The following is a 22483-nucleotide window of genomic DNA, read 5'->3' on the forward strand; positions in this document are numbered from 1 at the left end:
GGCGCCCGGGTCGGTCAGGCGGATGTGCTGAGCTGGGCCAGGATTTCGGCGGTGGCCTCCTCCATGTCGACCCCCAGTTCCAGGTTGAGGGTGTCGAGATTCTCTGCGGCCCGCTCCAGTGCGTCCCAGTCGCCGAGGGCGGCGTAGGTGCGGAACAGAACGCGGTACAGGTTCTCCATCTCGGGTGCCGCATCCAGCCCCTTGGTGGCCGCCCACAGTGCGCCGCGCGGATCGCCCTGGGCCAGGCAGTGCTCGGCCAGGTCCCCGGCGGCGTCCACGATCGCAGAGATCATGTCCTGGGCCTGGTGCTCGGCCCAGGCGTAGCGCCGGCTGTTCACGCCGGAGAACGGCCGGCCCCGCACGAGTTCGAGTGCAGCACGCAGATGGGCGGCGGCTTGAGGGCTGGGGCTCTTGGCAGCTGATGCGGTCAGGCGCTGAAAGTGGTGCCAGTCGGAATCGACCGAAGGCGCCAGGGCGTAGCGGGCGTCGCTTGTGGTGGCGATGGGCGGGAAGAAGGGGTTGCCGTCCTCGTCGGTGCCCAGCCAGGTCCGCAGGCGGCTCACGGTTGCGTTGCGGTACTTGCGGGCGGTGTCCCGGCCGGGCCACATCGCCTCGTCCACGGCGTGGTGGTCGAGGTTGGGGTGCAGCACGAGCCAGGCGGCCAGCTCGATGCAGGTGCGCTTGCGCTTGGACTCGATGGTGCCCTGGGTGCCCTCGATGTCCACGGGGCCCAGCATCCGCACCACGGGGCCGTCGCCCTCGGTGTCTTCCACCGCGGCCTCGAACGCCGGCTCCGGCTCCGGCGTCTCCTTCATCGGCGAGACATGTGCGTGTACGGCCGGGCCACGGTGCTGCGCCGCAGGCGAGGAAGAGCCGGACGGTGTGGGCTCGTCCATCCCGCCAGGGGGGAGGGGAAGGCTTTCGCCCTCCTGGTCCTCGGTGTCGCCCGCAGCGGCATCCGCCGCGTCGTCTTCGGCGGGCGGTTCGTCTTCGTAGAGGGCGAACTGGGCCATCAGGCTCGGTACCTGGGCCGGGGAGCTGGCCGGCGGCGCCGGGGGAGCGACGGGCGCGGCCGTGGGCTCATCCGTCGCTGCTGAGTACTGCGGCAGATCCGGGACGGCCTTCGGGGGAGTGGCGACGGGCTGGGCGGCGGGGACGTCGTCCGCGCGGGTCGTCGCCAGCACCTCCAGCGCGTAGGCGTAGTCCTCATCGCTGAGCGCCTGCACGTTGCACGAGACCTCCACCTCGGTGCCCGGCAGCGGCAGCGTGATGGGCCCGGCCGCCGTATCGGCATCCACCACTTGGGCCCCGGACGGGACGGCCGCACCGATGCCGGTGGTCACCAGCGCGGTCGCCGACCGCGGATAGTCGGCAACGACCTGCCGCAGCTCTTCAAGCTCCGTGCCCGCGCCGTCATCGGCGTCGCTGAACAAGAGGTGCGGGTTCCACGCAGCGGCGGTCTCCTCCCCGGTCCGAGCACGACGCAGACCAGGTGCGCCCAGGACGGCCAGGGCGCGCTGCTGCTCGGTGTGATGCGCGCGGATAGCGCCCAGCGCGCTGGCGATGTCCGCGTGCTCGATGACCCGCTCGGGCATCTCCTCGCGCAGGCCGGGCGCCGACTGGCCGATGGCGGAGACGGTGAGGTGGTCGGCGAATTCGCTGGCCGCCAGCTCCAGGGCCAGGGTGCGCAGCACCCGGTGCCGGTCGGCCCCTGTCAGGTGCAGGTGCCCGGCGTTTTCCAGGTCGAGCAGGATCAAGTGGCCCTGCTCGTCCCAACCGAGGGAGGCCAGCGTCGGGTAGGGAGATTCGACGTCGTCGGTCTGCTCCTGGGGCAGCAGTTCGCCCCCTCGCGTGGGGCAGGCCCACCGCTGCAGTACGTCGGGTGCGGCGCTGAAGGGCGGTACGGGCGCGGCCGGTTCGGTCAGGTGCAGCACGATCTCGCGCGGGCCGATCACCGCTGCCGACAGCGGCGGCAGTTCCCGGCCGGCGGCGGTGAGATGGACTGCCGCGGTGCGCAGGGCCCCGTCAAGCATCGTGGTGTCCAGAGCAGCTTCGGCGGTACGCAGATTCTGCTCGGCGGCGGCAGCCCCTTCTTCGGGGAGTGCGATGCGGCGGCCGCGGTGCCGGCGACGCTGCTGCAGGATGCGCCGGGTGGCGACAGCGGACAGCAGGGCCGCGGCCAGGACACCGCCACCGATCGCGGCGACCTGGCCGGGGCTGACCTGCTCCGAGGCCGCAGGGCGGGCGGGTGCGTGCGGGGCAGGCGTTGCTTGGGTGGGGGAGGGCGCAGCGGAAGGCTTCTGCGAGGGTGTCGCCGTCTCGTCCTGCCCTGTGGTCTTTCCTTCGGAGGCGTCGGGCGCAGCAGGAGCGGGCTTGGTGTCCTCTGTGTCCCCGCCTTGCTCCTGGTGCTCGTGATGGGGGGAGGCATCGCTGCCGTTGCCCGGCTCCGGCGCGGGGTGTTCGTGCTTGGGCGCCGCGTCCTGGCCGTGCTTGCTGTGCTCGCCGGGAGGACTCGGGGTGGCCTGCGGGGGCAGGTCGACGCGCTCGCCGGGATAGATCAGGTCCGGGTCGTGGATCGTGTCCTTGTTCTCGGCATAGATGTCGGTCCACCGGTCGCCGTCGCCGAGCTTCTTCTGCGCGATACCGGAGAGCGAATCCCCGGCAGCCACCGTGTACGTCTCGGTCTTCGTCTGCTGCTGCGTGCCGGCCTCGGCGGCGGCCGGGGCGGCCGCGGCGAGATCTGTGTGCACTCCGCTCGCGTCGGCCGGCAGGTTGACGACGGTGCCGGCGGGCAGCGTCGCGGTCTGCGGCAATCCGGGGTTCAGGGCACGGATTTCAGCGTGACGGCGTCCGTCGCCGAGGTAGTGCTCAGCCAGGTCCCAGAGGGTCTCGCCGGTGGCCCCCACGGTGTGCTGGGGGCCGGTGTGCGGGGCCTGCTGCTGAGGGACCGAGGCGTGGGGAGCGGAGGGGCCGGGCGCTGCGGTGGCGCTGTGGGCAACCGCGGTTGCGGGTGTCGCGGCGATCGCGGTGGCCGACGGCAGGACCAGCAACCCGCCCAGCAGGACGGCCGCCAGACGCTGCGGTGCGGCCAGGCCCCGCACGCGCGGCGCGGCGCGGTGGCGCAGGAGGGCGGCGGCCTCCACGACCAGGGAGGCGACGAACCATGCCCACAGCACCCAGCACACGAGCGTGATGGCGGTGAACAGGACCTGCCCGTCGTCCGGTGCCATCAGCGCGTCCCCGATATCACCCAGGGACGGCACGCCGTCGGGCAACGTGCCGATGCGCAGCAGCCCGATCGGCAGGCCGACGACGAGCGCGGCCAGAGCCAGCAGGCTGCCGATGGCACGGACCAGGGTCAGCGGCCAGGGGCGACGCGCGGGGGAGTGGGGGTAGGGCATGTCAGTCAGTCTCCGACCTGATGGACGAGCTGGGCGGTGCCGTGCCCGGTGACGGGCAATGTGGGCTGGCCGACGCCGACGAGCATCAGGCAGTGGTAGGTGTCGCTCACGCTCACGTCCAGGCGCTTGCCGCCGCCGGAGACGGTGACGGTGCCGTCCACGCCGGCCTTGCGCAAGAAGTCCCGGGCGACGGAGGCAGCGGCTTCCGGGTCGACGACGACCTCCCCGCCGGGGATCGCCTTGCCGGCGTCGATCTGCTGACCGCCCGCCCGTGCTGCGGCGTTGGCGACGTCATCGGCGTGCGCGGAGGCCTTGAGCTGTCCGCCGCCGTCCACGACGAGGGCCAGGAGGCCGAGGAAGACCACGCCGACGATCATCCAGAACAAGGTGGCCGAGCCCTGATCATGCGGACCGTGACAGCGGCGTCGGAGAAACCGGCGGGTGGCAGCGTAGAGGGGCAGCATGGTCACTTCCCGCGGTCGGCGTACTGGTCCAGCGCGCTCGTGGCGGTGGCGGTGAGCGTCTTGGAGCCGGGCAGGCCCGGGACCGTCAGCTGGGAGAGCGGGATGGTGCAGGTGACGGTGGCGGTCACGCTCGCGGCCTGTCCGAGCGGCGCGTTGAAGGAGCCGGTGTCGATGCGGACGGTCTGGCTGGTGCAGTTGCGGTCGTCCTGGCGCAGGGCCGCGGCAGCCGCGGCGCGGCCGCGGGCCTGAGCGGTGTCCGCATCGGTGGCCTGCGAGGCAGCGCGGGCCGCTGAGTTGGCGGCGTTGTCGACGCTGGAGTCGAAGACGCCGGCCAGGCCGTACGCGGCGAGCAGCCCCAGGAAGGGCAGCAGAAACGTCACGCAGATGACGGTTTCCAGGGTGTAGGTGCCCCGGTCGTCCCGCCAGTGAAGGCGGCGCAGCATCGTCATCATGGCCCCACGTTCCAGCGCTCGACCGGTACCTCGGCGCTCTTGGTGACGTGCGGGGTCCAGCCCGGCACGAGCGAGAGGCTGGTGCCGGTCACAGTCACACGGACTCGGTCGGCGGTCGAGCCGGCCGAGGAGACGGAGGCGCCCTTGATGAGGTGGACCCCGGCGAGCCAGTTGCGGGCACGGGCGGTGCCGTCAGCGGGGGATGCCTGGTAGGCGGCGCCGACCGTGGCGGCCTTGCGGGCAGCGGTGAGCGCGGCCTCCTGCGCGAGGTACCACATGCCCAGCTGCAGCCCGGCGCACAGGATCAGCATGACGACCGGGGCGATGATGGTGAACTCCAGCGTCCCCATCCCCTCATCACCCCCCATGCCCGCGCGCCATGCACGCCACCGCAGCCTCCCGCTCCGCCACATGTCAGAACGAGCTCTTGAAGGTGTTCATCAGGCTGTCGAACTTGCCGTTGAATGCAACGCCGAAGGCGGTGGCGGCGACGATGAGGACGGCGCCGATGATGAGCTTTTCCAAGGTTTCCAGGCCGGCGTCGTTTCGCGTGGTCGTCATACGAGCCACGCAGGTCAGCCAGCGGTCTGCCAGTCGGGATCGCAGCGTGCGGGTGGTGTGCTTCATGGGATCTCCCCCTTCGGTGGTGAACAGGTCTGGTGGTGGCCGCCGGAGCGGTCAGGTACTGATCAGGGTCTGGAAGAGCGGGTAGCCGAGGGTGGCGAACAGCACGACGAACAGCACCGTGCCCGGCACCACCGACTTCTCCGAGTCGGCGTTGGCCTCGGCCTGGACATCGGTCTGCAGCCGCTTGCGCAGGGCCTTGGCCTGCGTCTCCAGCGCCGCGATGATCGAGGCACCCTCCCCGCCGGCGTGCGCGAACGTATCCGCCGGGCCGGCCAGCTCGGGGACGTCCAACTGCTCGGAGAGCGCCTTGAGCGCATCCCAGGGCGGGGTGCCCGAGAGCCGGGCCTGGTCCAGCGCGGCCCGGATCCGCATATAGACGCGCCCGTCGCCCACGGCTGCGGTCTCGTACAGGGCCCGCTCGGCACCGGAGTGCGCACCGCGCTGCAGCCGGGCCCGCTCCATCAGCGAGGCCACCGCGTAGCGGTACTCCAGCCGCAGCTTCGTCGCCTTGGACCGCACGTTGGTGTCAGCGGAGAGCCACATGATCGCCGCGAAGAGGAAGCTGACGAACAAGGGCACCACGAACGGCAGCTGCAGGCCAAGCAGCGCGGCCATGGCCATGGCCATCTGCGGCATCGCGAAGCCGCCGATGGCGCCGATGACCTTGTCGCCGGCGTGTCTGGCGGGAGAGATGCCTAGCAGATCCAGGTCCTTGCGCGGGACGCCCACCCGCTCGCCGAAGGACCCCAGGACGCGTTCGCCGATCTGCTCGGTCAAGATCAGGCTCCGGGAAGTACCCGGCGCATGCTGCGTCTTCGCGGCCGCGGTGGTGTTCTCCAGACGATCCAGGACAGCGCCCAGGTCCGGGCGGGACGGCAGCAGTTCCCGGACCACCAGGAAGACACCGCCGCCGATCATCGCGCCATATACGGCGCCTGCCATCGACATCATCCAACGCCTCCCGGCCCGGCCATCGCGGCCTGCTTCGTTTCCTGGGCCGGACGCGGCTGCAGCAGCCGCGGCGAGGGCTTGACCGCGCACAGGCGCCGCAGCCACACCATGGCCCCCACGAAGGCGGCGCCCATGAGCAGCAGCCACATCTGGCCGCCTGCGCTGTTGTAGGCGGGGCCGAAGCTGCTGCCCATGGTGAAGCCCATGGCCAGCACGATGATCGCCACCCACCGGGTCTGTGTGCGCACCTTCTGGCGGTCCGCGTCCACCGTCCGCAGCGAGGCCGCCTCTTCGGCCGTCAGGTCGGAGAGGGTCTGCAGCGTCTCGACCATGCCGCGGCCGCGGTCGCGGATGTGGGTGATGAACACCAGCACCACGTTGTCGACCGCGCCGTCATCGAAGTCGTCAGCGAATGCACGGTAAGCGGCTTCCGGGTCGACGCCCATCCGCAGACGGGCCTCCAGGGTGCGTACGGGTGCGTGAATGTCCGCGGGGACCTGGCGCATCGCGCCGCTGATCGCGGCCTCCAGGGTGTGCCCGACGACGTGCGCGCCAGCAAGGTGCTGCAGCCATCGCGAGAGCGCCTCCAGCCGCACGATGCGGCGGGTGGAGGTGACCGACGGATGCCAGATCCAGGGGAAACCGGCGACCACCGCGGCGGCCAGCAGACCCTGGACGGGCCGGGCCGTCCAGACCCACACCCCCACCGCAACGGCGCCGGCGGCGACCACGATCCACCGGTAGCGCTCGGCCCATGCGCCGGGCAGCGACTCGCACACCCGCTGCCACAGAGAGGCCCGCTTCGGGCGCCCCTGCTTAGCTTCGGCCGGAGGGCTGAAGGACCGTACGGCAAGGACGATGCCGGCCGCCATCAGCAGGCCGCACAGCGCGCCGAGCATCCCGAGCTGTCCCAGACTCATCGCCGCACCAGCCCCATCGGCTTGGGCCAGCGTCCGTACTGCTCTTCAGTCAGCCAGCGTTTGTCGAAGCCGATGTCTTCCAGCTCCTGCAGCACCTCGCCGGTCGGCAGGTCCTGTGGCACCCCTCGCGGGTCTCCGTCACCGGCCGGCGCGAAGATGCGGCTGAAGGCCGGCTGGCCGCCTTCCCCGGGGGTGACCTGGAGGACGTCGGAGACGTAGCGGTGACGGCGGCCGCCGATCTGCGTCTGGTCGGTCTGCCGGATGAAGATCACGAAGTTCACGGCGTTGGCGACGAGCTGGTGGGTGGAGTCGACGTCCTTGCCGGCGCTCTGGCACAGCTGCACCAGGCGGGGCAGGACCAGACGCGGGTAGGCGGCGTGCAGGGTGCACATCGAGCCGCGGCCGCCGGAGCTCATCGCATCGAGCATCGGCACGACCTCGGTGGAGCGGACCTCACCGACGACCACGCGGGTGGACAGCATCCGCAGGGTGTGCGGGTACATGTCGGCGATGGTGATCCGCCCGGTCTCCCGCCCGTCCTTGCCGACCTCGCCGTTGGAAGCGCGCTCCTCCATCGCCATCACATGCGCGGCAACGTCCGGGTCCTCGTCCAGGAAGAGTTCACGGTCGGTCTCCAGCGTCACGATGCGCTCACCGGCACCTACCTTGCGCACCAGCGCCCGCAGCAGCGACGTCTTGCCCACGCCCATGTCCCCGGCGACCAGCATCGTCTGCCGCGCCGCGACCAGGCCCTGCAGGAACGCGCTGAGCGCGGGGCTGAGCGTGCCCCATTCGACGAGGTCTTCAAGGGAGGCGCTCATGACGCGGTGACGCCGGATGGCCATGGTGGGCCGCGTGGTCAGCAGCGTCGCGGCGACGCGGGAGCGGTCAGGCAGCCGGAAATTGACCATGGGGGTGGCGGGGTTCAGGACGCGGTCGCCGTGCCCGGAGCGTGCGGCGAGCCGGTTGATGAGCGCGACCAGGCTTTCGTCGTCGTCGGCCACCGGGTCGACGCGCTGGGTGGGCCGGTCGAAGTAGTCGACGAGGACCTGGTCACCGTCCACGACGATGTTCTCGACGCTCTCGTCCTCCAGGTACTGCTGGAGCGGGCCGGCCTTGAACAGCGCATTGATGATGGCCTGCCGGACGGTTTCCAGCTGGGGGTTGGACAGCGGCCGTGCTGTGCGGGCGTGCTCGACGGCCCAGGCCGAGACGCGCTTGGCGACCAGGGAGCGGGCAAGTTCCAGCTGGTCGTCGGGGCTGAGCCGCTTCTCGCTGTTGCGTTCCTGCTCCACCAGGTCCTGCGAGACCGCGTCCTGCAGTTCCCGGATCACGGTCCGCGAGACCGGCAGCACACCAGGAAGGTCTGTCAGGTGGCCTGGACCGGAAGGGCCGTCCTTGCCGAGCTGTACTGCCGGGGCTGGCGACTGCGACGCGGGGCCTGCTGGGGGCGTCGGCGCGGAGGTGCCGACCATCTGGCGCTGCGCGAGCACATCCTTGAGCATCCCGGACAGGGGAGTGCCCACCCCGTTCACCGGGGTGCCGTTGCGGTTATCCACGGATCGTCACCTCCTGGCGCGGGGCGGTCAGCCGCTGCACCACACCAGCAACCACCGGCGAGGTCACGGGCGGTGGGGGCAGCTGCATCCGCAGCCGGCGCGTGCTGGCGTCGATCTCGGCGGCGCGGGCCGCTTCGCGTGCGTGCTTGAGCATCGCGGATGGCTTCACCTGCCGGGTCGTGCCGTGGGTGAGGACGCGGGCGGTCTTCTCCTCCCACGGCAGTGTGCCGATGACCGGGATCTGCAGCCGGTTGGCGATGTCATGGCTCGAGACGTCGCCCTCCTGCACCAGCAGCAGCCGCAGGGCATCGGAGCCCGTGCCGCGCTCCGCCAGCTCCTTCTGGAGGGACCGGGCCACGGGCAGCGTCTGCGCGACGGACGTCATGGTGTTGCGCATGACCAGCAGGACCAGGTCGGCGCGGTGCAGCAGTGGCCGCGGGTACAAAGAGGGGTGGACGCCGCCTGGTTCGAGGACGACGCGGCCAGCGTCGATGACGACGTCGTATCCGGCGTGCTGGTCCATGGCCTGCAGTAGCAGACTCAGCGGCTCCCAGGTCTGGGCCAGGGCCGCGGCCTGCAGTGGATCGGTCAGGCCCGGCAGCCACAGCCGGCTGCCGGAGGCGTCCAGGCGCCGCAGGTGTGCTTCGAAGGCTTCCGCCAGCGTGCCTTCGCGGTCGGCCTGAGCCAGGTGCCACAGGCCGACTTCGCCGCCCCACTCGCCCATGCGGTAGCCGGTACGGATGCTGCCACCTTTGGCGTCCGCCTCCGCCAGCAGCGACGGTCGCGGTCCGGAAAGTGCCATGGCCAGGGAGGAGACGGTCACACCGCTCGCGTGCGCCGAGGTCAGCGCGATCACAGACACCGTGCTCAGCCCTTCGATGCCAGCACGATCGCCACCCGTCCGGTGGCCGCCCGTGCGGCCAGCAGCGAGCTGTCCGTACCCGCGACGGAGACCTGCACGACGACCGCACCGGAGGCGTTGGGGGCACCGACCTTCACGATCTGCGCCTCGATCTCCTGCGGAGCAGGAGCATTCTTCGAGATCTGCTCGTCCTTGCCCGGCGTGGAAACAATTTTGACCTGGTCGCCCGGCGCGAGCGCATCGACGGGAGCAGCTCCACGCTGCACCTCAACGGCCACCAGCTCCTGGCCGTCGGGGAGCACCTTGCCGCCGTGGAACTGTGAGGTGGCCAGCAGCTCCCCACGGTGCAGCGGCGCCGTGGCGCGTCGGCCGATCACGCTCGACTTCTCGCTCGCTTTCACGGGCCTCAGGGCAGGGTCGTTGGGCAGGGCGGCGGTGGTCAGATCCTCCGCGGTGATTTCCTGGCCGGCCGGTACATCCCGGGCGACCGCCAGCACGTCCTCGCGGTCCCCGGCGCTGCGCACCAGCATGCTGGTACCCAGCACGCCGACCAGAGTGATGAGCACGCCGAGCACCAGCATCGAGCGTTTGCGGTGCCGGGGGACAGGGCCGGCCCCGATGGGTGTCTCGGGCCGCATCGGCGGCGCCGTGGTGGGGGCAGGGATCTGGGAGGTGCTGTTCTTCATCGCGCCCGACTTTCCGTAACGTGCTGGCCCGGGGGCTAGTTGAGGACCTTGAGCTGACCGATGGTGAGCTGGGTCTGGGACTGGCGGGTCTGGGTGAGCTGACCGGACTGGCCGGCCCCGTTCCAGTCGATCGTCCAGGTCGACGTAGCGGTGATGCGGTACTTCTGGCCGGGCTGGTCCTTGGAGGAGTGCTGGTAGAGGTAGCCGCAGTCCGGTGAACGCCTCTTGCCGTAGGACGGCTTGTACGGGGTGCCGGCCGTGGTGCAGGTGACCTTCTGGCCATCGCCCATATCCCATACGATCTTCGATACGTGGGCCGTTGCCGACACCGTGACCGCGCCCGCCGAAGCCGAAGCCGTATTCGGCCCGTACGCCTCGCGGGTCTTCTGCGTCCACATCCATACCGGAAGGCCGACCAGGCCCTTGCTGCCGGGCTTGGGCACGATGCCGATTTGCGCACCGCGCAGCGTCATCTTGTCGACAGCCTTACGGGCCAGCTCGGCAGGATCGACTGCGCCGCGACCGGGAGCTTTGGCCATCCACACCAGCCCGCTGCTATTGGTGTTGAACGGGTCGCTGTTGGAGGCGAGGGGGCAGGTCTTCTGGTAGATCGCGCCGTCGCCCGGCTTGTGGCCTTTCCACACGGGGTCATCCGCGGGCGGGGCGGGGGCGGGCTTGTAGTAGCAGCCGCCGGAGAACGAGCCGAGGTTGGAATCCTGACAGGGGACCTCGACGTTGGCCGCACTGTCGTCATCGGTGAGGCGGCCACCGGAAATGTTGGTGTCCTGGCCGTCGCCCCACACCTTGCAGACCGGCTTCTTGCCCTTGGCCTTGCTGCGGGCGGCGTGATGCGGGGAGCCGCTGCTCTTGTGGGCGGGGCTGCCCGGGTCGTATGCGCCAACGCATACCTCCAGGCCGCCGCAGTCCTCGGGCGGAGTGCCGTCCGCGTAGGCGGAAGATGCTGATGCGGCCAGAATGCCGAGCGTCACGGCAGCGGCGGCCGGTGCCTTCAGCACGGGTGGTCCTTGTGGACAGTGAGGCCGACGACCATCCAGGTGTCTCCGATGGTGCGCACAGTGCCGGTCACGGTGTAGCGGCGTGGTTGATTGCCGCTGGCCGCCTTCTTGCCGCTGGACTTCACCACCGGCGTCCAGTGCGTGGTGTCCAGGCACTCGGTGACGGTCGCCGTCTTGGGCTTCGTGGTGAGGCTGAGCGCGGTTACCTTCGCCGAACTCTTCGGCTTTCCCTTGAAGACGATGCCGCCCTGGCGATAGCGGAAGAGGTTGCCTTCAACCGTGGCAAGAGCCTTGTCGGCGGCGTACTTCTCCAGTTTGGTTCCGTTGGCGTCGCCCGTGGCGTAGGCCTTGACCTGCTCGGCACGCATTCCGGAATAGACGGCCAGAACCTGCTTACGGGCGCCCGCGTCTGCCGGTGTCGGCTTCGGGCTTGTATGCCGCGTAGGCGTGGATTTGGAGTCCGGCTCCTTGGGCGAGCTGCTGCACGCGGTCGCTGTCAGCGCTACGCATCCGGCGATAAACAGCGCGACTGTGCTGTTCCTGGCCGGGCTCCAGCGGCGGCTCCTGGCCCGTGCTGTTCGCATTGGTGCTCCCTCCCCGATGGCATGATCACCAGGTCTTCTTGGTCATGCTGTGATGTTGTAATGCAGTTCTTGATCACTCGCCGCGGGGCGGTATTGCGCCATCGGAGTGGCTGGACCTGTACCCTACCGCCCGCTTTGCAGACCCTGAAGTATGTTTTCGGGAATGTGCGCGGCATCTCCGGCATTTCGGTGCGGAGCGGTAACCCGCTTTCCTGCAGAGTCCGTTGCCATGTGACGAGAATCGCCCCGAGGCATTCACTTCGCCCGGTTCGTGATCTTTCCTTCGAAGGTGGCCACGGTGTCACCGAGATCGGTGACTTCTACCGTCACGGACGCCGCGTTGGATCCCTTCGGAAGCGCGAATCGAAATTCGTGGGTCGCGGCCCGCTGTGGGGCGATGAATCCGGCGCTGCTCATACCAAGGCCGCCTCGGATGAGGTCTGCCTCCTTGAGGTCGTTGCCGTAATAGACCCGCACCGTCTTGTTCATCGGCGTATAGGGCAGATCAGCCACGGTCGCGTCATTGCGCACGGTCAATTCCCCGGTGAACGTGGGCCGCCCCCCCGGCGTCTGTGCCCGCAGGCCGGACGTGATCGACGGTCACCTGCGGATCCGCCTTCCACTGCCCAAAGGCCAGCGCCTTGCGGGTGTCCGGTACCGGCCGCGGGTGGAGGACGGAGTCCCTGCGGGCAGCTGCCCCGGGGAAGGGGCCCTCGAAGAAGTCGACGTCGCCGGTGTCCCCGAACATCGTCGATGGCCGCGTGGTGATGGTGACCGGCTCTCCGGCCGCGTCGGCCGGTACCGCGACACCCACCGTCAGGGTGTAGGCCCCGCCGGGCTTTACGCGCGGCGGATCGTCGCTGATCGCGTCGGGAATCCCGTCGATGCCGGTGTCGGTGAATAGAGCGGCGGGCTTCCCCATCGCCCCGTACCGGACGGTGGGGGAGAGGTCCAGCAGCTGCTGAATCTCGCTGGCCTTGTTGGTGAGCGTCCAGGTCATCTTTGCCGCACGCCACCCCCGCGGCAGACCCTTGACCTTGGAGGTCGGCGTCACTTGGGTCAGCGCAGAGGGCGTCAGTCTCCAGGTCCCTTCCTCCGTGGTCACGCCCTCACCGAGCTTGTGCATGCCCTCGGGCAGCTCACGCTTCACCTTCTGCGACGCCTTGGGCTTGCTGTCGCCGGCGGGACGCTGCTTCGCGGGAGGGCCGCCGGCGCACCCCGTCACCAGCCCCGCCACCGTCCCGACAACGATCCACCCAGCCTTCCCACTGCTGCCCCCTCGCGTGCGACCACCAGGGCGCCACGCCCTGCCGGGGCGCCGATTGTGCCAGCTCAGACACTCCAAGATCAGGCCCGTGGGAGACGGGGCCGGAATCCGACATTGGCGGCGCCGGCGTCTTGGCCTCGACTTCTCCCTCGAACGTCCGTTGCGACCACCACTGCGCAGGTGCCGGCTGCCCCGGCACCGAATCCTCAGGATCCGGAGCACGGCGAGAGGCAGCAGGCTCCGATGCCCGCGCATCCTGATGCTCCGGCACGCGGCTAGGGCGGGCGCGGTGGGCGTCGTCGGTCAGGAGATCGCCAATCGTGCCGCGGCCGTCGGTCTGGTGGTGCCAGCCGGCCAGCACCTCACGGACGATCGAGCGGGCCAGCAACCGGTAGGAGTCCGGGCATTGCTCCCGCTCGGACAGCCACGACAGATGCCGCGTGTGCGTGTGCAAGGCGATCATCTCGGTCACCAACGGCCCCAGCGGCTGAGAGACCACGGCGAAATCCGCACACCGCTCGGTGTGCCGGTCCGGGAAGGCGCTGACGTCGACAACGGCGATGGAAGGTTCGGCCGGCACGTTGCGGCGCGCACGGCGAAGCAAGTTGAACATGTCTCTCCCAGGTTCAGGCCGCACACGCGGCACTTCTGTAGGGGGTCAGGTCAGGCGGAGCGGGCGGACCGCATTGCCGGATCCGGTCCTGGCGGGGCGGGGCCTATGCGGCCGGCTGCTGGAGACGTGGTGGCGGATCGCGTCGTCCAGGCCGCGCTGGGTGGTGAGGATCTCGCCGACCGTGAGACGGCCCAGATTCTGGTCGATGGCCTCATCCAGCGCCGGCAGGCCCTCGTCGTTGCGGTAGTCGGCGAAGACTTCATCAACCGGAACGCCGCGGACCCGGAAGGGCGTGGTCCGCTTGCCTCGGAGCATGACCGACTGGATGTACTCGTACTTGTCCAAACCCAGCACCGTCTCCGGATCGATCCCCGGCAGGCGCTTGGCGACGAAGCCGGCCTCGTCGAAGTCCGCGGCCGTCGCCGACAACAAGCTCTGGTTCTGCATGAGGGCGGCCCGGGTCTCGTTGGACAGCCGCATCGCCATCTGCGTCATCCCCATGAACCTCACCTCGAACTTCCGCAGCTGCTCCAAGATCTTGGCGATGTAGCCGTGGGAGGCTCCGTCGACCGCGGTCAGCTCGTCCGCCCAGGTCCAAAACGGCGCCAGGTCCTCCACCGCGGTGTCGATGCGCGACATCCCAGCCCTGAACAGGTCGAACAGCAGCAGCGCCGTGACCAGGTCATCGCTCTCCCCGGTGCCGGACGGGCACACGAAGACGATCTGCCGCTCGTCCATCGCCCGGCGCACGTCATACGCCGAGCGGGGCGAACCCAGAAACGCCCTGAGGGACAGCGAGTTGTCCATCCGGTAGAGGGCGTTGGTCACCGGGTTACGCGCGGCGGCTTCCAGGTCGGGGAAGGACTTGCGCCAGAAGGTAGCTTCGGCCGGGTCCAGGACCGCCAGCACCGCTTCGCGCCACCCTTCGTCCTCCAGCAGCGTGCGCAGCTGGAAGACGGTCGGCTGCAGCTCCGGATGCCCGGTACTCACCAGGTGGTGGGAGAGATGGGCGAGTGTGCGCGCGGCACTGGACAGGATCGTCCGCGCTCGGGTGGCGTTCTCCCCCCAGGAATGGGCGGAGGCGATCGCACCCACCACCGAGCCGACGACGTCCTGCACCTCCTCGAGGGACCGGCCCTCCATGGACAACGGGTTCCAGCACGCCATCCGGTCGTCCATGGCCGGCCGGGCCAGGTTGATCTCCCACACCCGGCCCGCGACCGCAGGGTGCGCCAGGTAGGGGCGGGCCCGCTGCCACGCCGCACCGTGCGGGTCGAGGAACCAGGTCCCGTCCCCGGCGTACGCGCGGGCCAGGCACTGCACCAGGCCCATCTCGGTCTTCCCGAACCCGGACTTTCCGTAGAAGGCGCCGAAGAGGACATCCGCAGTGCGGGCGCCCGCCAGCCGCTCGGTGCCGTCGGGACCGATCACCCGCCCCAGCGGCAGGACATCGCGCTGCCCGGTCCACGTCGGCAGCGCAGCCGGAGCCGGCGGGACGACACCACCACACCGCGCCACATTCGGCGCGTCACAGCGGACCGTGGGCGGCTTGAGCAGCCCGGCGATCTCCTGCCACGTCACCCACTGCCGACGGGCCGGCGCGAAGTCCCCCCGCACCAGCCGCCGGTCAAAACGGCTCCGCAGCCACCACGCACTCGAATACCCGCGCCACGGCCCCCACTTCGGGCCGACCGGCACGAACCGGTTCTCGCCGCTGAACGCCTCCATCGCCGCCATCACCTGATGCAGACGAGCCTGCGCCTGCTGCGGATGACGGGCCACACACCGCACCAGCACCTGGACGGCGAACACCTCCGCACCAGGGACGAACTTCCCCACCCCCTCCGACAGGTCGCTCTGCCGCGGCACCCGCACCAAGCCCCGCTTGACGCCTGCGCCTCCAGAGATGCCCAGGCCGTCGCGCAGGATTTCCATCACCCCACCACCACGGCCCCCCGAACCGAGCTGCTCGCCGTACGCGGACGGCCCCCGGCGGGCAGCGCGCCGCATCAGGGCCCGGCGCCGTCGGGCAACCTTCCGGCCCGGCACCGGGACCAGGTCGACGACCAGCTCGGCCTCCTCACCGGCCTCGGTGCGCACCTGGGCGAAGACCGCCGCCAGATGCTCCAAGGGGTCAGGGTCCAGCGCAGCCTTCCCCAGCGGACGGTGATCCGGCCCAGCCAGCACCAGCTCGGCCCGCGCAACGTAGCGCGGCCCGCCCCGGACGCCGCCGTCCTCAGTCAGCGGCTCCTTCTCCAGCTCAACGCCCTGATCGCCACAGGTGTCGGCGGGCTTGGTCAGGTCTATGGTGCTCACCACGAACCACCCCGCTTCAGGGGTGCAGCGTCAGCGAACCGGATACGCCGCTTGCGCTCGGAACGGGTGCGAGGGGCGACGACTTCGACCCGCCGGTACCCCGACAGCCGCAACACTCCCGCTGCCCGCTGCGGGCCCTCCCACCAGTAGTGCAGGTGCCCCTCGTCGCCAGCTGCGACCCGTACCCGGACCGCGGCCGCGCGCCGGGGAAGCATCCCGCCGGCCGCGCGCACACTGGCCAGCCGCCCCGCCACACGACCCACCTCGAGCAAATCCGGATCGAACGTGGCCGCTGGCACCAGCTCCACCCGCGTACGGCCGGCCAGCTCGCGCACCGCCCACCGCCGCCACCACACCGCAGCCGCTACCCACACGACCACGGCGACCAGCGCCGCCAGGGCAATCCACCACAGGTGCGCCAGGCCGGCTTGCAGCAGCGTCCCCAGCCAGTGCCCGATCTCCGACGTGCGCGGCAGGATCCCCGTCATCGCTGCCCCCGCCCGGTCGTGCTGACCTTGTGCGAATTCATCTGCGCCTCCTCATCGAGGGCGGCACTGTGCCGCCTCAGGACAGAGAGGGGAGGCGGATCCGCGCTGATGTGACCGGGCGGCCCAACTTTTTTTATTTTTCTTCTCGGGAGCACCGGCCCGGCAGGATCGCCGCGCTGTCCCACGGGGCCTGGAACCGGGCACCATGGGAGCAAGCGCACCGAGGAGACCCGTCATCATGAGCGATCAGCCGGCCGAGACCCCGCCCGCCGCCGACGCAGAGATCACCGCGAGCGTCACCGTCACCGGGAGCCAGGCCGCACTGTTGCGTGATCTCGCGGCCGTCCTCGGCCGGACCCCCGAGGCCCTCGCCATCGAATGGGCCGCAGGAGCACTGCACATCCCGACGGCCCCGGTCGGAGAGACCGTGCCCCCCGATCACTGGGGGCTGTTCGACGGACCAACCGACCTCTCGGCCCACACTCACGAACATCTGCGTGAGGAGCTGGGCCGGTGACCACTGCACCGGCCATCGCGGTGGTCGACACCTGCGTCTGGCTTGCTGCCTACAACCGGAAAGACCACCATCACCACGCCGCAGTGGCAGCACTCGCCACCCCACGCATCTTGATCGCATCCCCGCTCGTCCTGGACGAACTCGACCACCTGCTCAACGGCCGCGCCGGCGAACGCATCGCCGTCGAGGCAGTCACCCGACTTGGCGCGCTCGCCCGTACAGGATCACTCCAAATCCCCACCGTTGACGGCAGGCTGCTCGGCGAGGCCGAGCAGCTGATGCGCACGTACATGGGGCACAAACTCGGACTCACCGACTGCATCAACGCTGCTCTGGCCTGGCGGCTGCACCGTCCAGTCATCCTGACCATGGACCATCACTACACGGACGTTCTTGCGCCGCGCACCCGCAGTGAACCCCGACTTGAAGTCATCCCCGGCCCATCGTCGCACCGTGGTCGTTGAGCCCGTGACCAGGCCGGACGCCCGGCAGGGGCCGTCACGCTCCCTGCCGGGCGTCCGGAGCTCGATGGGTCATTAGCGGGCCGGTGCGTACACCGCGTCCACGTCGCCGGTGTAGACGACCGCTCCCTCGTCGTCGCCGGGAGGCTCGAAGCGGGCGAAGAAGTCAGCCAGCGCCTCGGGGAAGAAGGTCAGCGAGTTCGCATCACCCGCGCGCCGATTGCGCTCGTTCCGCCGGCGCAGCAACTCGTCCCTCTCGACAGGCACGTACACCACACGACGGGTCGCTGCCGGGGCCGCCCCTGTACGTCAGGTCGGCGGGCGTTCGACTCTCTCCCACCGCTCAAGCACGCTCCGCTGTGCCTCGTCGAACATCGCGCCGAGCAGGACGACACCCGATTGGCCTCGATAGGTGTACCGCAGCGGTGGCTCTTCGTCGGACCACAGACGCTCCGCCGCCTGTAGCGCCCGGCCCCAGGCAGTAATGAGGGAGGGATCCTGGATGATCTCTTCTTGACCTTCAGGGCCGGGAACGGTAGCCCGCCACAGTCCTAGGGACGACAGATCGAAATTCACATCGCGCACCCCGGGCGGCGCGGGTGGGGCCGGGTCGGTCGAGAGATCATCGAAGTTGGTTGCTTCCACAAAGCGCTTGGCGAAATCGTGGCCGTCATCAAGCGGCGTGGTTTCGGCCCTCAGAAGATCTGGCTGGAGCGCGCGTCGGCGGATGAGGCCGTTCATACGGCCACGGACCACGCCTTCGGCTTCTTGGCGGCTTGCTCCCTTGGCCTCCTCGGCTTCGATCTCGTCCTTGAGCCGGTAGAGCTGTTGGTTGTTCCACTGGAGCATGATCCCGTGGTTGTCCAAGAGCTCCTCGAAGGTCTGGTCGGCCGCTTGCTGTTCATCAGCCGGCAGGGGAGGCCGTGCCTCGGGATGGCGGGTGAGCATCAGGGAGGCCAGGTAGTCCTCAAACCGTTTGGCCTTCAGGCGCGGCTCCCCCCGCATCACGCTGCGGACGCCGAGACGTACCTGGCGCTCGCGGAGGGCTCTGCTCTCGACCAGGTTGCGGAGATTCGAGTCCATGGCCTCGACGAAGTGCTCCGACAGGGAGAGATAGGACTGGAAGACCATTGCGAGCACCGCGATCCGCTTCGCCTTGAGGTCATGAAGCAGGCTCGTGGTTACCGCGCCAAAATCGTCGATCATGGAGGCCAGGCGGCGGAAGCGGTAGATGTCGGCAGGAAATGCTGCATCCTCTGCAAACTGGCGGAAGACGTCGCGTGGCTCCATCGCGGAATCCAGCCCGCAAGCCTGGACCACGGCTCTCAGATACTGGTCGATCTCGGCTTGCATCTCCAGGATGCGGTCGCGAACCGGGTTAGAGGTCGCTCGACCCGCGGGTTTCTCGTTCAGCCCCTTCACCGTCTGCCGCAGCTGCGGGGGCTGAGGCAGCCCCGCCTCGTCCTTGGGCCAGGAGGCCAGCAACGGGTTCTCTGAAGCCCACCGTCGGCGGGCGTCCACCCAGGCCCGAGCAGCGACCCACTCCTCCTCGACGTCCTCCGCGTCCCCGCCCAGGTACCCCGCAACAGCCACGGTGACCTCGCGGCTGCTCAGCTCTGGCCCGGTGAACACCGCCCCGATGGTCGGTCGGGCGAAGGGGATCGCCTTCTCGATCTCGGCGAGGCTGGGGTTCCCGGCTGCCTCCTTCAAATCCCGCATCCGCTGGATCAGATCACGCACCGGACCGGGCTCTGCCTTGATCGGTGCCCGAGATCCCTCTCCCCGGCGGGTGCCGTTGCCGCTCGGTGTTCCCATCCCTTGCCCTCCCGTTCGCTGTCGGCCCACCAGCGCACGGCTGCTGGCTGCCATTCCAGACAATCTCCAGACAGCCGGACCGTCATATTGCCCCTGGACACGGGCCAAACTGACGTCGTGCCACTTGGCACGTCTCCCACACCTGCTGATGCGCCCGCTGCTCCTTGGATTGGCCTCCCGGGCAGCGGGCGCGGGGCAACCAGTCAGAAAGGACGCCCAATGTCCAACATTCCCACGGAACCACGTACTGCGCCTGAAGTTGCCGAGCCAGCGGCATGTGCGGACTGTGCAGCCCGCACCGCGAAGCGAGCTCGGAGGCGCCGACGTCTCCGCGTCTGTGGCCAGAGTGCCGCAGGGGCATTTGCGGTCATCGCCGCCGCCGGCACTGTGGTCACGCTTGTTATCGGACTACCGCTCTACGCCGGTCCGCTCGCAGCGCTCGCCGCTGCGGGCATCTCGTCGGCGGTGGCCTTGCGGTCTTCGCAGTAGTCAGCAGGAGGCTGGCCGGGCGGCTACCTGGCCAGGAACTCTCCTACCCGACGGCCTGGTCGCGATGCAGCGACCAGGCCGTCAGGCGCTGGCGAGGAAGCCCATGGCGCGTTCGTCCAGTTCGGCCGCGCAGCGTACGCCGCGGGCACGGAAGCGGGCGAGGTCGGCGCGCATCCGGGCGATGGCCTTGCGGGTGCGGACGGACCGTACGCCGTCCATGTGGTCCAGCGCCCGGTCCCAGGTGGCGCACGCCTGCTCGATCTGGCCGCGCTTGAGCTGCATTTCGGCTCCCGCGACCAGGTCCAGGGCGACGATGCGGGCGTAGGTGCCTGCGGGGCGGGCGCCGGCGGCGTGGCCGTATTGCTCGGCAGCGGTCCGGTGGTCGCCGAGCGTTTCGTAGACCTTCGCGTTCCGCGAGTACACCGAGGCGGCCGGAGGGCCCCAGGCCAGAGCCCAGAACGGCACTTCGTCGCCGGGGCCGGCGGTCAGCAGGGCGCTCGCCCGTTCGGCTTCGGCGAGGGCGGCTGTGCGCTGTCCGGCCTTGGCCAGGGTGTGGGCGTGGACGGCACGGAAGAGGGATTCAGTCTGGGCGTCGACTTTGCCCTTGGCGCGGTTCAGTCCCGTCTCTGCCAGGCCGAGGCAGTGTTCGGGCCGGTGCAGCTTGAGCCCCTGCATGGCCATCGTGCGCATCACGAATCCGTCGTGACCGGTGACGCCGGATTCGACGGCGAGCGCGTAGGACTGCAGGTAGTAGCGCTGTGCTGCGCCTTGTTGGCCTGCGTCGTAGGACTTCCAGCCCAGCAGGTGCACGCCGCGGGAGGCGGCGGAGAGCATGTGCTGGCGGATTTCACCCGTGCGGAAGTGCCCCCGGCACAGGGGCGCGACGTCGTCGCGCAGGTACTGCACCAGTGCACTGCGGCCGTGTTGGCCCCCGTGGCGTTCGTCCATCTCGGAGAAGACGCGCACCATGTCGCGTACGGCGGCGACCTCGGCCATCCCGAGGGTGCGGCCGGTGCGGGCCGCGGCGGTGCGGTCGGCGATCTCCTGCACGTAGTTCAAGGGAAGGGCAGCGGCGGCCACCGAGTATGCGGAGGTGGTGAGGAAATGGCGCCGGTCCAACTCGAACCTCCACATCGGCAGCAGGGCGTAGATTCAGGCCGGACTCGGCGACGAGCTCTCTGAGCTGCTGGTTTGGCGTGCGCATCACGGCGATGGTTTTCTTCAGCCCGATGGACAACATGGGCGCCCGCTTCCTCGCTCCGGGAGGGCCCTCAGACGGCTTGCCGTTTGGAAGTTGACTCCCTCCGCACCTCGCAAGCCGCGGCCTGGGCTGGCCCTTGCCTGGACGGATTGGCGGCGAGGTGTTCTGTAGGCGCGATGATCTTGAAGTCATCCCGTGACCGCGACGTGGATCTGCTCCCGAAGCTCCGCCGCCTCAGGCGCGGTTGCGTAGGGCTCGGCTTCGTCGTGCAGCTCGGCGAGCCGGTCCCCCACCCGCGTGCTGCCGATCGTCCCGAACAGCGCGAGTGCGGTCTGAGTCTCCTGGTGAGCTCCGGTGACTTCGCCGACGACGAGGTGCGTGCGGGCAAGGCCCAGGTGGTCGAATGCCTTGCTTCTGACCCGGTGGTCCGGGCGGAGTTGTAGGGCCCGCCCGAGCAGCGTGAGGGACTTCTCAGCTCGCCGGGAGCGGCCGGGGCCCTGGTCGTGCTTGGTGGCGATCTGGTGGGCGACGCCGATGGTCGCGGACAGCTCCGCCTCGTCGTAAAAGGCCATGTGCTCGGGTTCGGAATGCGGGTCGACGGTGGCGAACAGCTCCTCGGCCGTTCCGGCGGCACGCTCACTCTCCGCGACCTGGCCGAGGATGGCGTGGAAGCGGGCTTCGAGGGCGGCGAGCATGGACCGCGTCGCGGGGGTGGCGTGCCGGCGAGCCCCGTACTGCGCGAGGTTGACCAGGTCCAGGGCCTCCTCGTAGTGCTCCAGGTGGGACATCTGCCGGGCCATGCACTGGAGGATGTGCGCGCCGAGTGCCTTGTCGCCGGCTTCGCTCGCCGCGTGCAGAGCAGCGATGAAGATGGTCTGGGCCCGGCGGTGCGCCCCGGCGTCAAAGGTCATCCATCCGGCGACCGAGCCCAGGTCGGCGACGGCGGCGAAGAGGGCCCGGCCGGTAGCCTCGTCGTACGAGGCGGTCTCCAGGAGCGCATTGGCGTCGGCCATCTGCGCGACCACGGCTCTGCGGGAGAGGATGCCGCCGTGGCGGTTGTCGGTGTCGCGGAACATCGCGGTCACCGCGCGGATGCCGGCGACGTCCGAGGCGCCGAGTCGGCCGCCGCCCCGCTCTACGAGTGCGGAGGGGGTGGCGGTGGCCCAGCGGTGCAGTGGGCCGAGAAGGTCTTCTCCGACGTGGACGGCATGGGCATCGTCGGTGTCACGGCTGTGAGGGACCATCATCTCGCTCCGGGTGAGGTGTGTGATCGCGGCGATGGTGGTGGCTGCCTGCCACGCCATCTCGGGCCCCGCCGACACCTGCACCGAGCGGTCCGGCATACCGAGGTCCGTCGGCGTGAGCGGGAGTCCCGTGCATGCGCCAAGGTGGTCGGCGATGAGCTGCGGTACGGGGTGATTCGGCACCTCGCCTGCTCGCCACGCTCTCACCCGCCCTTCGCTGGGATTGATACCCCGCTCTCCGGCGGCATGTGCGCGCCGGGCGATTTCCCGCGCCAGTGCCGCGTTGGAGACGCCGGCCCTCGTGAGCCAGAAGGCCAATTCACCGTTCGGCTTCTTCACGGTCCGGGGCCTACCTGCTGCCATGCGTCCTCCAGTGCCGTGCCGTCGAACTTCCCACCCTAGAGCGGGAGTTCGAGGCGAGGTAGCTGGGCGAATTCTTCGGCGGTATTCGGCGAGGGGCCGGGCGGGCGCGCGGCGGGGCGAACGAGCGGAATCGGCGGTTCTCGGCGGGTGCCGGAGGCGTGGCCGGGGTGGTGATCTGGTCATGCCA

Annotated in this window: 23 protein-coding genes; 2 read left to right on the plus strand and 21 right to left on the minus strand. The window is 69.8% G+C overall.

All coding sequences use genetic code 11. From position 1 onward, the window contains the following. Positions 1–14 precede the first annotated feature (14 nt). From AC5677_RS41435 to AC5677_RS41515, 17 genes are all read right to left on the minus strand, one after another. Positions 15–3401 (minus strand): AfsR/SARP family transcriptional regulator, encoded by a 3387-nt coding sequence (locus AC5677_RS41435; RefSeq protein ID WP_497197079.1) that lies wholly within the window; start codon positions 3399–3401, stop codon positions 15–17. A 5-nt stretch (positions 3402–3406) separates the two neighbouring features. Then, entirely contained in the window at positions 3407–3865 is a 459-nt protein-coding gene (locus tag AC5677_RS41440; RefSeq protein WP_497197080.1) for a TadE/TadG family type IV pilus assembly protein, read from the minus strand. Between the two features lie 2 nt (positions 3866–3867). Beyond that, positions 3868–4317, minus strand: a complete 450-nt coding sequence (locus AC5677_RS41445) for a hypothetical protein (protein WP_497197081.1) — start codon at positions 4315–4317, stop codon at positions 3868–3870. Then, on the minus strand, positions 4314–4685 hold the full coding sequence (locus AC5677_RS41450; protein WP_497197082.1) for a TadE family protein: 372 nt from the start codon (positions 4683–4685) through the stop codon (positions 4314–4316). The genes AC5677_RS41445 and AC5677_RS41450 overlap by 4 nt, the downstream gene beginning before the upstream one ends. 46 nt (positions 4686–4731) lie before the next feature. Continuing rightward, entirely contained in the window at positions 4732–4944 is a 213-nt protein-coding gene (locus AC5677_RS41455) for a hypothetical protein (protein ID WP_497197083.1), read from the minus strand. Positions 4945–4995: 51 nt separating this feature from the next. Then, complete coding sequence (locus tag AC5677_RS41460) at positions 4996–5886, minus strand: type II secretion system F family protein (protein ID WP_497197084.1); 891 nt, start codon at positions 5884–5886, stop codon at positions 4996–4998. A 5-nt stretch (positions 5887–5891) separates the two neighbouring features. Continuing rightward, entirely contained in the window at positions 5892–6815 is a 924-nt protein-coding gene (locus tag AC5677_RS41465; RefSeq protein WP_497197085.1) for a type II secretion system F family protein, read from the minus strand. Continuing rightward, positions 6812–8374, minus strand: coding sequence for a TadA family conjugal transfer-associated ATPase (locus AC5677_RS41470; RefSeq protein WP_497197086.1), 1563 nt, complete (start codon positions 8372–8374; stop codon positions 6812–6814). Before AC5677_RS41470 ends, AC5677_RS41465 begins: the two co-directional genes overlap by 4 nt. After that, on the minus strand, positions 8367–9236 hold the full coding sequence (locus tag AC5677_RS41475) for a P-loop NTPase family protein (protein WP_497197087.1): 870 nt from the start codon (positions 9234–9236) through the stop codon (positions 8367–8369). Before AC5677_RS41475 ends, AC5677_RS41470 begins: the two co-directional genes overlap by 8 nt. Positions 9237–9241: 5 nt before the next feature. Next, complete coding sequence (locus AC5677_RS41480; RefSeq protein WP_497197088.1) at positions 9242–9922, minus strand: SAF domain-containing protein; 681 nt, start codon at positions 9920–9922, stop codon at positions 9242–9244. Between the two features lie 35 nt (positions 9923–9957). Next, the gene (locus AC5677_RS41485; RefSeq protein WP_497197089.1) at positions 9958–10938 is read right to left on the minus strand and encodes an ATP/GTP-binding protein; all 981 of its coding nucleotides are present in this window, start codon (positions 10936–10938) and stop codon (positions 9958–9960) included. Then, positions 10932–11306, minus strand: coding sequence for a hypothetical protein (locus tag AC5677_RS41490; protein ID WP_497197090.1), 375 nt, complete (start codon positions 11304–11306; stop codon positions 10932–10934). Before AC5677_RS41490 ends, AC5677_RS41485 begins: the two co-directional genes overlap by 7 nt. 471 nt (positions 11307–11777) lie before the next feature. After that, positions 11778–12053 (minus strand): hypothetical protein, encoded by a 276-nt coding sequence (locus AC5677_RS41495; protein ID WP_497197091.1) that lies wholly within the window; start codon positions 12051–12053, stop codon positions 11778–11780. Then, complete coding sequence (locus AC5677_RS41500; RefSeq protein WP_497197092.1) at positions 12043–12672, minus strand: hypothetical protein; 630 nt, start codon at positions 12670–12672, stop codon at positions 12043–12045. The genes AC5677_RS41495 and AC5677_RS41500 overlap by 11 nt, the downstream gene beginning before the upstream one ends. Then, complete coding sequence (locus tag AC5677_RS41505; protein WP_497197093.1) at positions 12662–13402, minus strand: hypothetical protein; 741 nt, start codon at positions 13400–13402, stop codon at positions 12662–12664. The genes AC5677_RS41500 and AC5677_RS41505 overlap by 11 nt, the downstream gene beginning before the upstream one ends. 45 nt (positions 13403–13447) lie before the next feature. Further along, complete coding sequence (locus tag AC5677_RS41510) at positions 13448–15718, minus strand: type IV secretory system conjugative DNA transfer family protein (protein ID WP_497197094.1); 2271 nt, start codon at positions 15716–15718, stop codon at positions 13448–13450. Continuing rightward, the gene (locus tag AC5677_RS41515; protein WP_497197095.1) at positions 15715–16206 is read right to left on the minus strand and encodes a hypothetical protein; all 492 of its coding nucleotides are present in this window, start codon (positions 16204–16206) and stop codon (positions 15715–15717) included. Before AC5677_RS41515 ends, AC5677_RS41510 begins: the two co-directional genes overlap by 4 nt. 238 nt (positions 16207–16444) lie before the next feature. Here AC5677_RS41515 and AC5677_RS41520 point away from each other — a divergent pair, with 238 nt between their 5' ends. Both AC5677_RS41520 and AC5677_RS41525 read left to right on the plus strand, forming a co-directional pair. Then, positions 16445–16723, plus strand: a complete 279-nt coding sequence (locus tag AC5677_RS41520; protein WP_497197096.1) for a hypothetical protein — start codon at positions 16445–16447, stop codon at positions 16721–16723. After that, entirely contained in the window at positions 16720–17187 is a 468-nt protein-coding gene (locus AC5677_RS41525; RefSeq protein WP_497197097.1) for a type II toxin-antitoxin system VapC family toxin, read from the plus strand. Before AC5677_RS41520 ends, AC5677_RS41525 begins: the two co-directional genes overlap by 4 nt. A 72-nt stretch (positions 17188–17259) precedes the next feature. Here AC5677_RS41525 and AC5677_RS41530 read toward each other — a convergent pair whose 3' ends face one another. The 4 genes from AC5677_RS41530 to AC5677_RS41545 all read right to left on the minus strand — a co-directional run bounded on the left by AC5677_RS41530 (position 17260) and on the right by AC5677_RS41545 (position 22296). Then, on the minus strand, positions 17260–17451 hold the full coding sequence (locus AC5677_RS41530) for a hypothetical protein (RefSeq protein ID WP_497197098.1): 192 nt from the start codon (positions 17449–17451) through the stop codon (positions 17260–17262). A 42-nt stretch (positions 17452–17493) separates the two neighbouring features. Then, positions 17494–18924, minus strand: coding sequence for a hypothetical protein (locus AC5677_RS41535; RefSeq protein WP_497197099.1), 1431 nt, complete (start codon positions 18922–18924; stop codon positions 17494–17496). A 645-nt stretch (positions 18925–19569) separates the two neighbouring features. After that, the gene (locus AC5677_RS41540) at positions 19570–20622 is read right to left on the minus strand and encodes an NsdA family TPR-like regulatory protein (RefSeq protein WP_497197100.1); all 1053 of its coding nucleotides are present in this window, start codon (positions 20620–20622) and stop codon (positions 19570–19572) included. Between the two features lie 255 nt (positions 20623–20877). Beyond that, positions 20878–22296: an NsdA family TPR-like regulatory protein gene (locus AC5677_RS41545; RefSeq protein ID WP_497197101.1), complete on the minus strand. Its 1419-nt coding sequence runs from the start codon at positions 22294–22296 to the stop codon at positions 20878–20880. Between the last annotated feature and the right edge of the window lie 187 nt (positions 22297–22483).

The sequence above is a fragment of the Streptomyces sp. JLSY215 genome (genome assembly GCF_059682825.1).

What these genes read in the sequence shown, in the direction of transcription:
- AC5677_RS41505 (WP_497197093.1), bottom strand. Translation starts at nt 13,402, where the DNA reads ATGTTCAACTTGCTTCGCCGTGCGCGCCGCAACGTGCCGGCCGAACCT.
- AC5677_RS41450 (WP_497197082.1), bottom strand. Translation starts at nt 4,685, where the DNA reads ATGGGGGGTGATGAGGGGATGGGGACGCTGGAGTTCACCATCATCGCC.
- AC5677_RS41545 (WP_497197101.1), bottom strand. Translation starts at nt 22,296, where the DNA reads ATGGCAGCAGGTAGGCCCCGGACCGTGAAGAAGCCGAACGGTGAATTG.
- AC5677_RS41465 (WP_497197085.1), bottom strand. Translation starts at nt 6,815, where the DNA reads ATGAGTCTGGGACAGCTCGGGATGCTCGGCGCGCTGTGCGGCCTGCTG.
- AC5677_RS41435 (WP_497197079.1), bottom strand. Translation starts at nt 3,401, where the DNA reads ATGCCCTACCCCCACTCCCCCGCGCGTCGCCCCTGGCCGCTGACCCTG.
- AC5677_RS41440 (WP_497197080.1), bottom strand. Translation starts at nt 3,865, where the DNA reads ATGCTGCCCCTCTACGCTGCCACCCGCCGGTTTCTCCGACGCCGCTGT.
- AC5677_RS41490 (WP_497197090.1), bottom strand. Translation starts at nt 11,306, where the DNA reads ATGCGTGCCGAGCAGGTCAAGGCCTACGCCACGGGCGACGCCAACGGA.
- AC5677_RS41540 (WP_497197100.1), bottom strand. Translation starts at nt 20,622, where the DNA reads ATGTGGAGGTTCGAGTTGGACCGGCGCCATTTCCTCACCACCTCCGCA.
- AC5677_RS41515 (WP_497197095.1), bottom strand. Translation starts at nt 16,206, where the DNA reads ATGACGGGGATCCTGCCGCGCACGTCGGAGATCGGGCACTGGCTGGGG.
- AC5677_RS41460 (WP_497197084.1), bottom strand. Translation starts at nt 5,886, where the DNA reads ATGGCAGGCGCCGTATATGGCGCGATGATCGGCGGCGGTGTCTTCCTG.
- AC5677_RS41445 (WP_497197081.1), bottom strand. Translation starts at nt 4,317, where the DNA reads ATGATGACGATGCTGCGCCGCCTTCACTGGCGGGACGACCGGGGCACC.
- AC5677_RS41520 (WP_497197096.1), top strand. Translation starts at nt 16,445, where the DNA reads ATGAGCGATCAGCCGGCCGAGACCCCGCCCGCCGCCGACGCAGAGATC.
- AC5677_RS41480 (WP_497197088.1), bottom strand. Translation starts at nt 9,922, where the DNA reads ATGAAGAACAGCACCTCCCAGATCCCTGCCCCCACCACGGCGCCGCCG.
- AC5677_RS41455 (WP_497197083.1), bottom strand. Translation starts at nt 4,944, where the DNA reads ATGAAGCACACCACCCGCACGCTGCGATCCCGACTGGCAGACCGCTGG.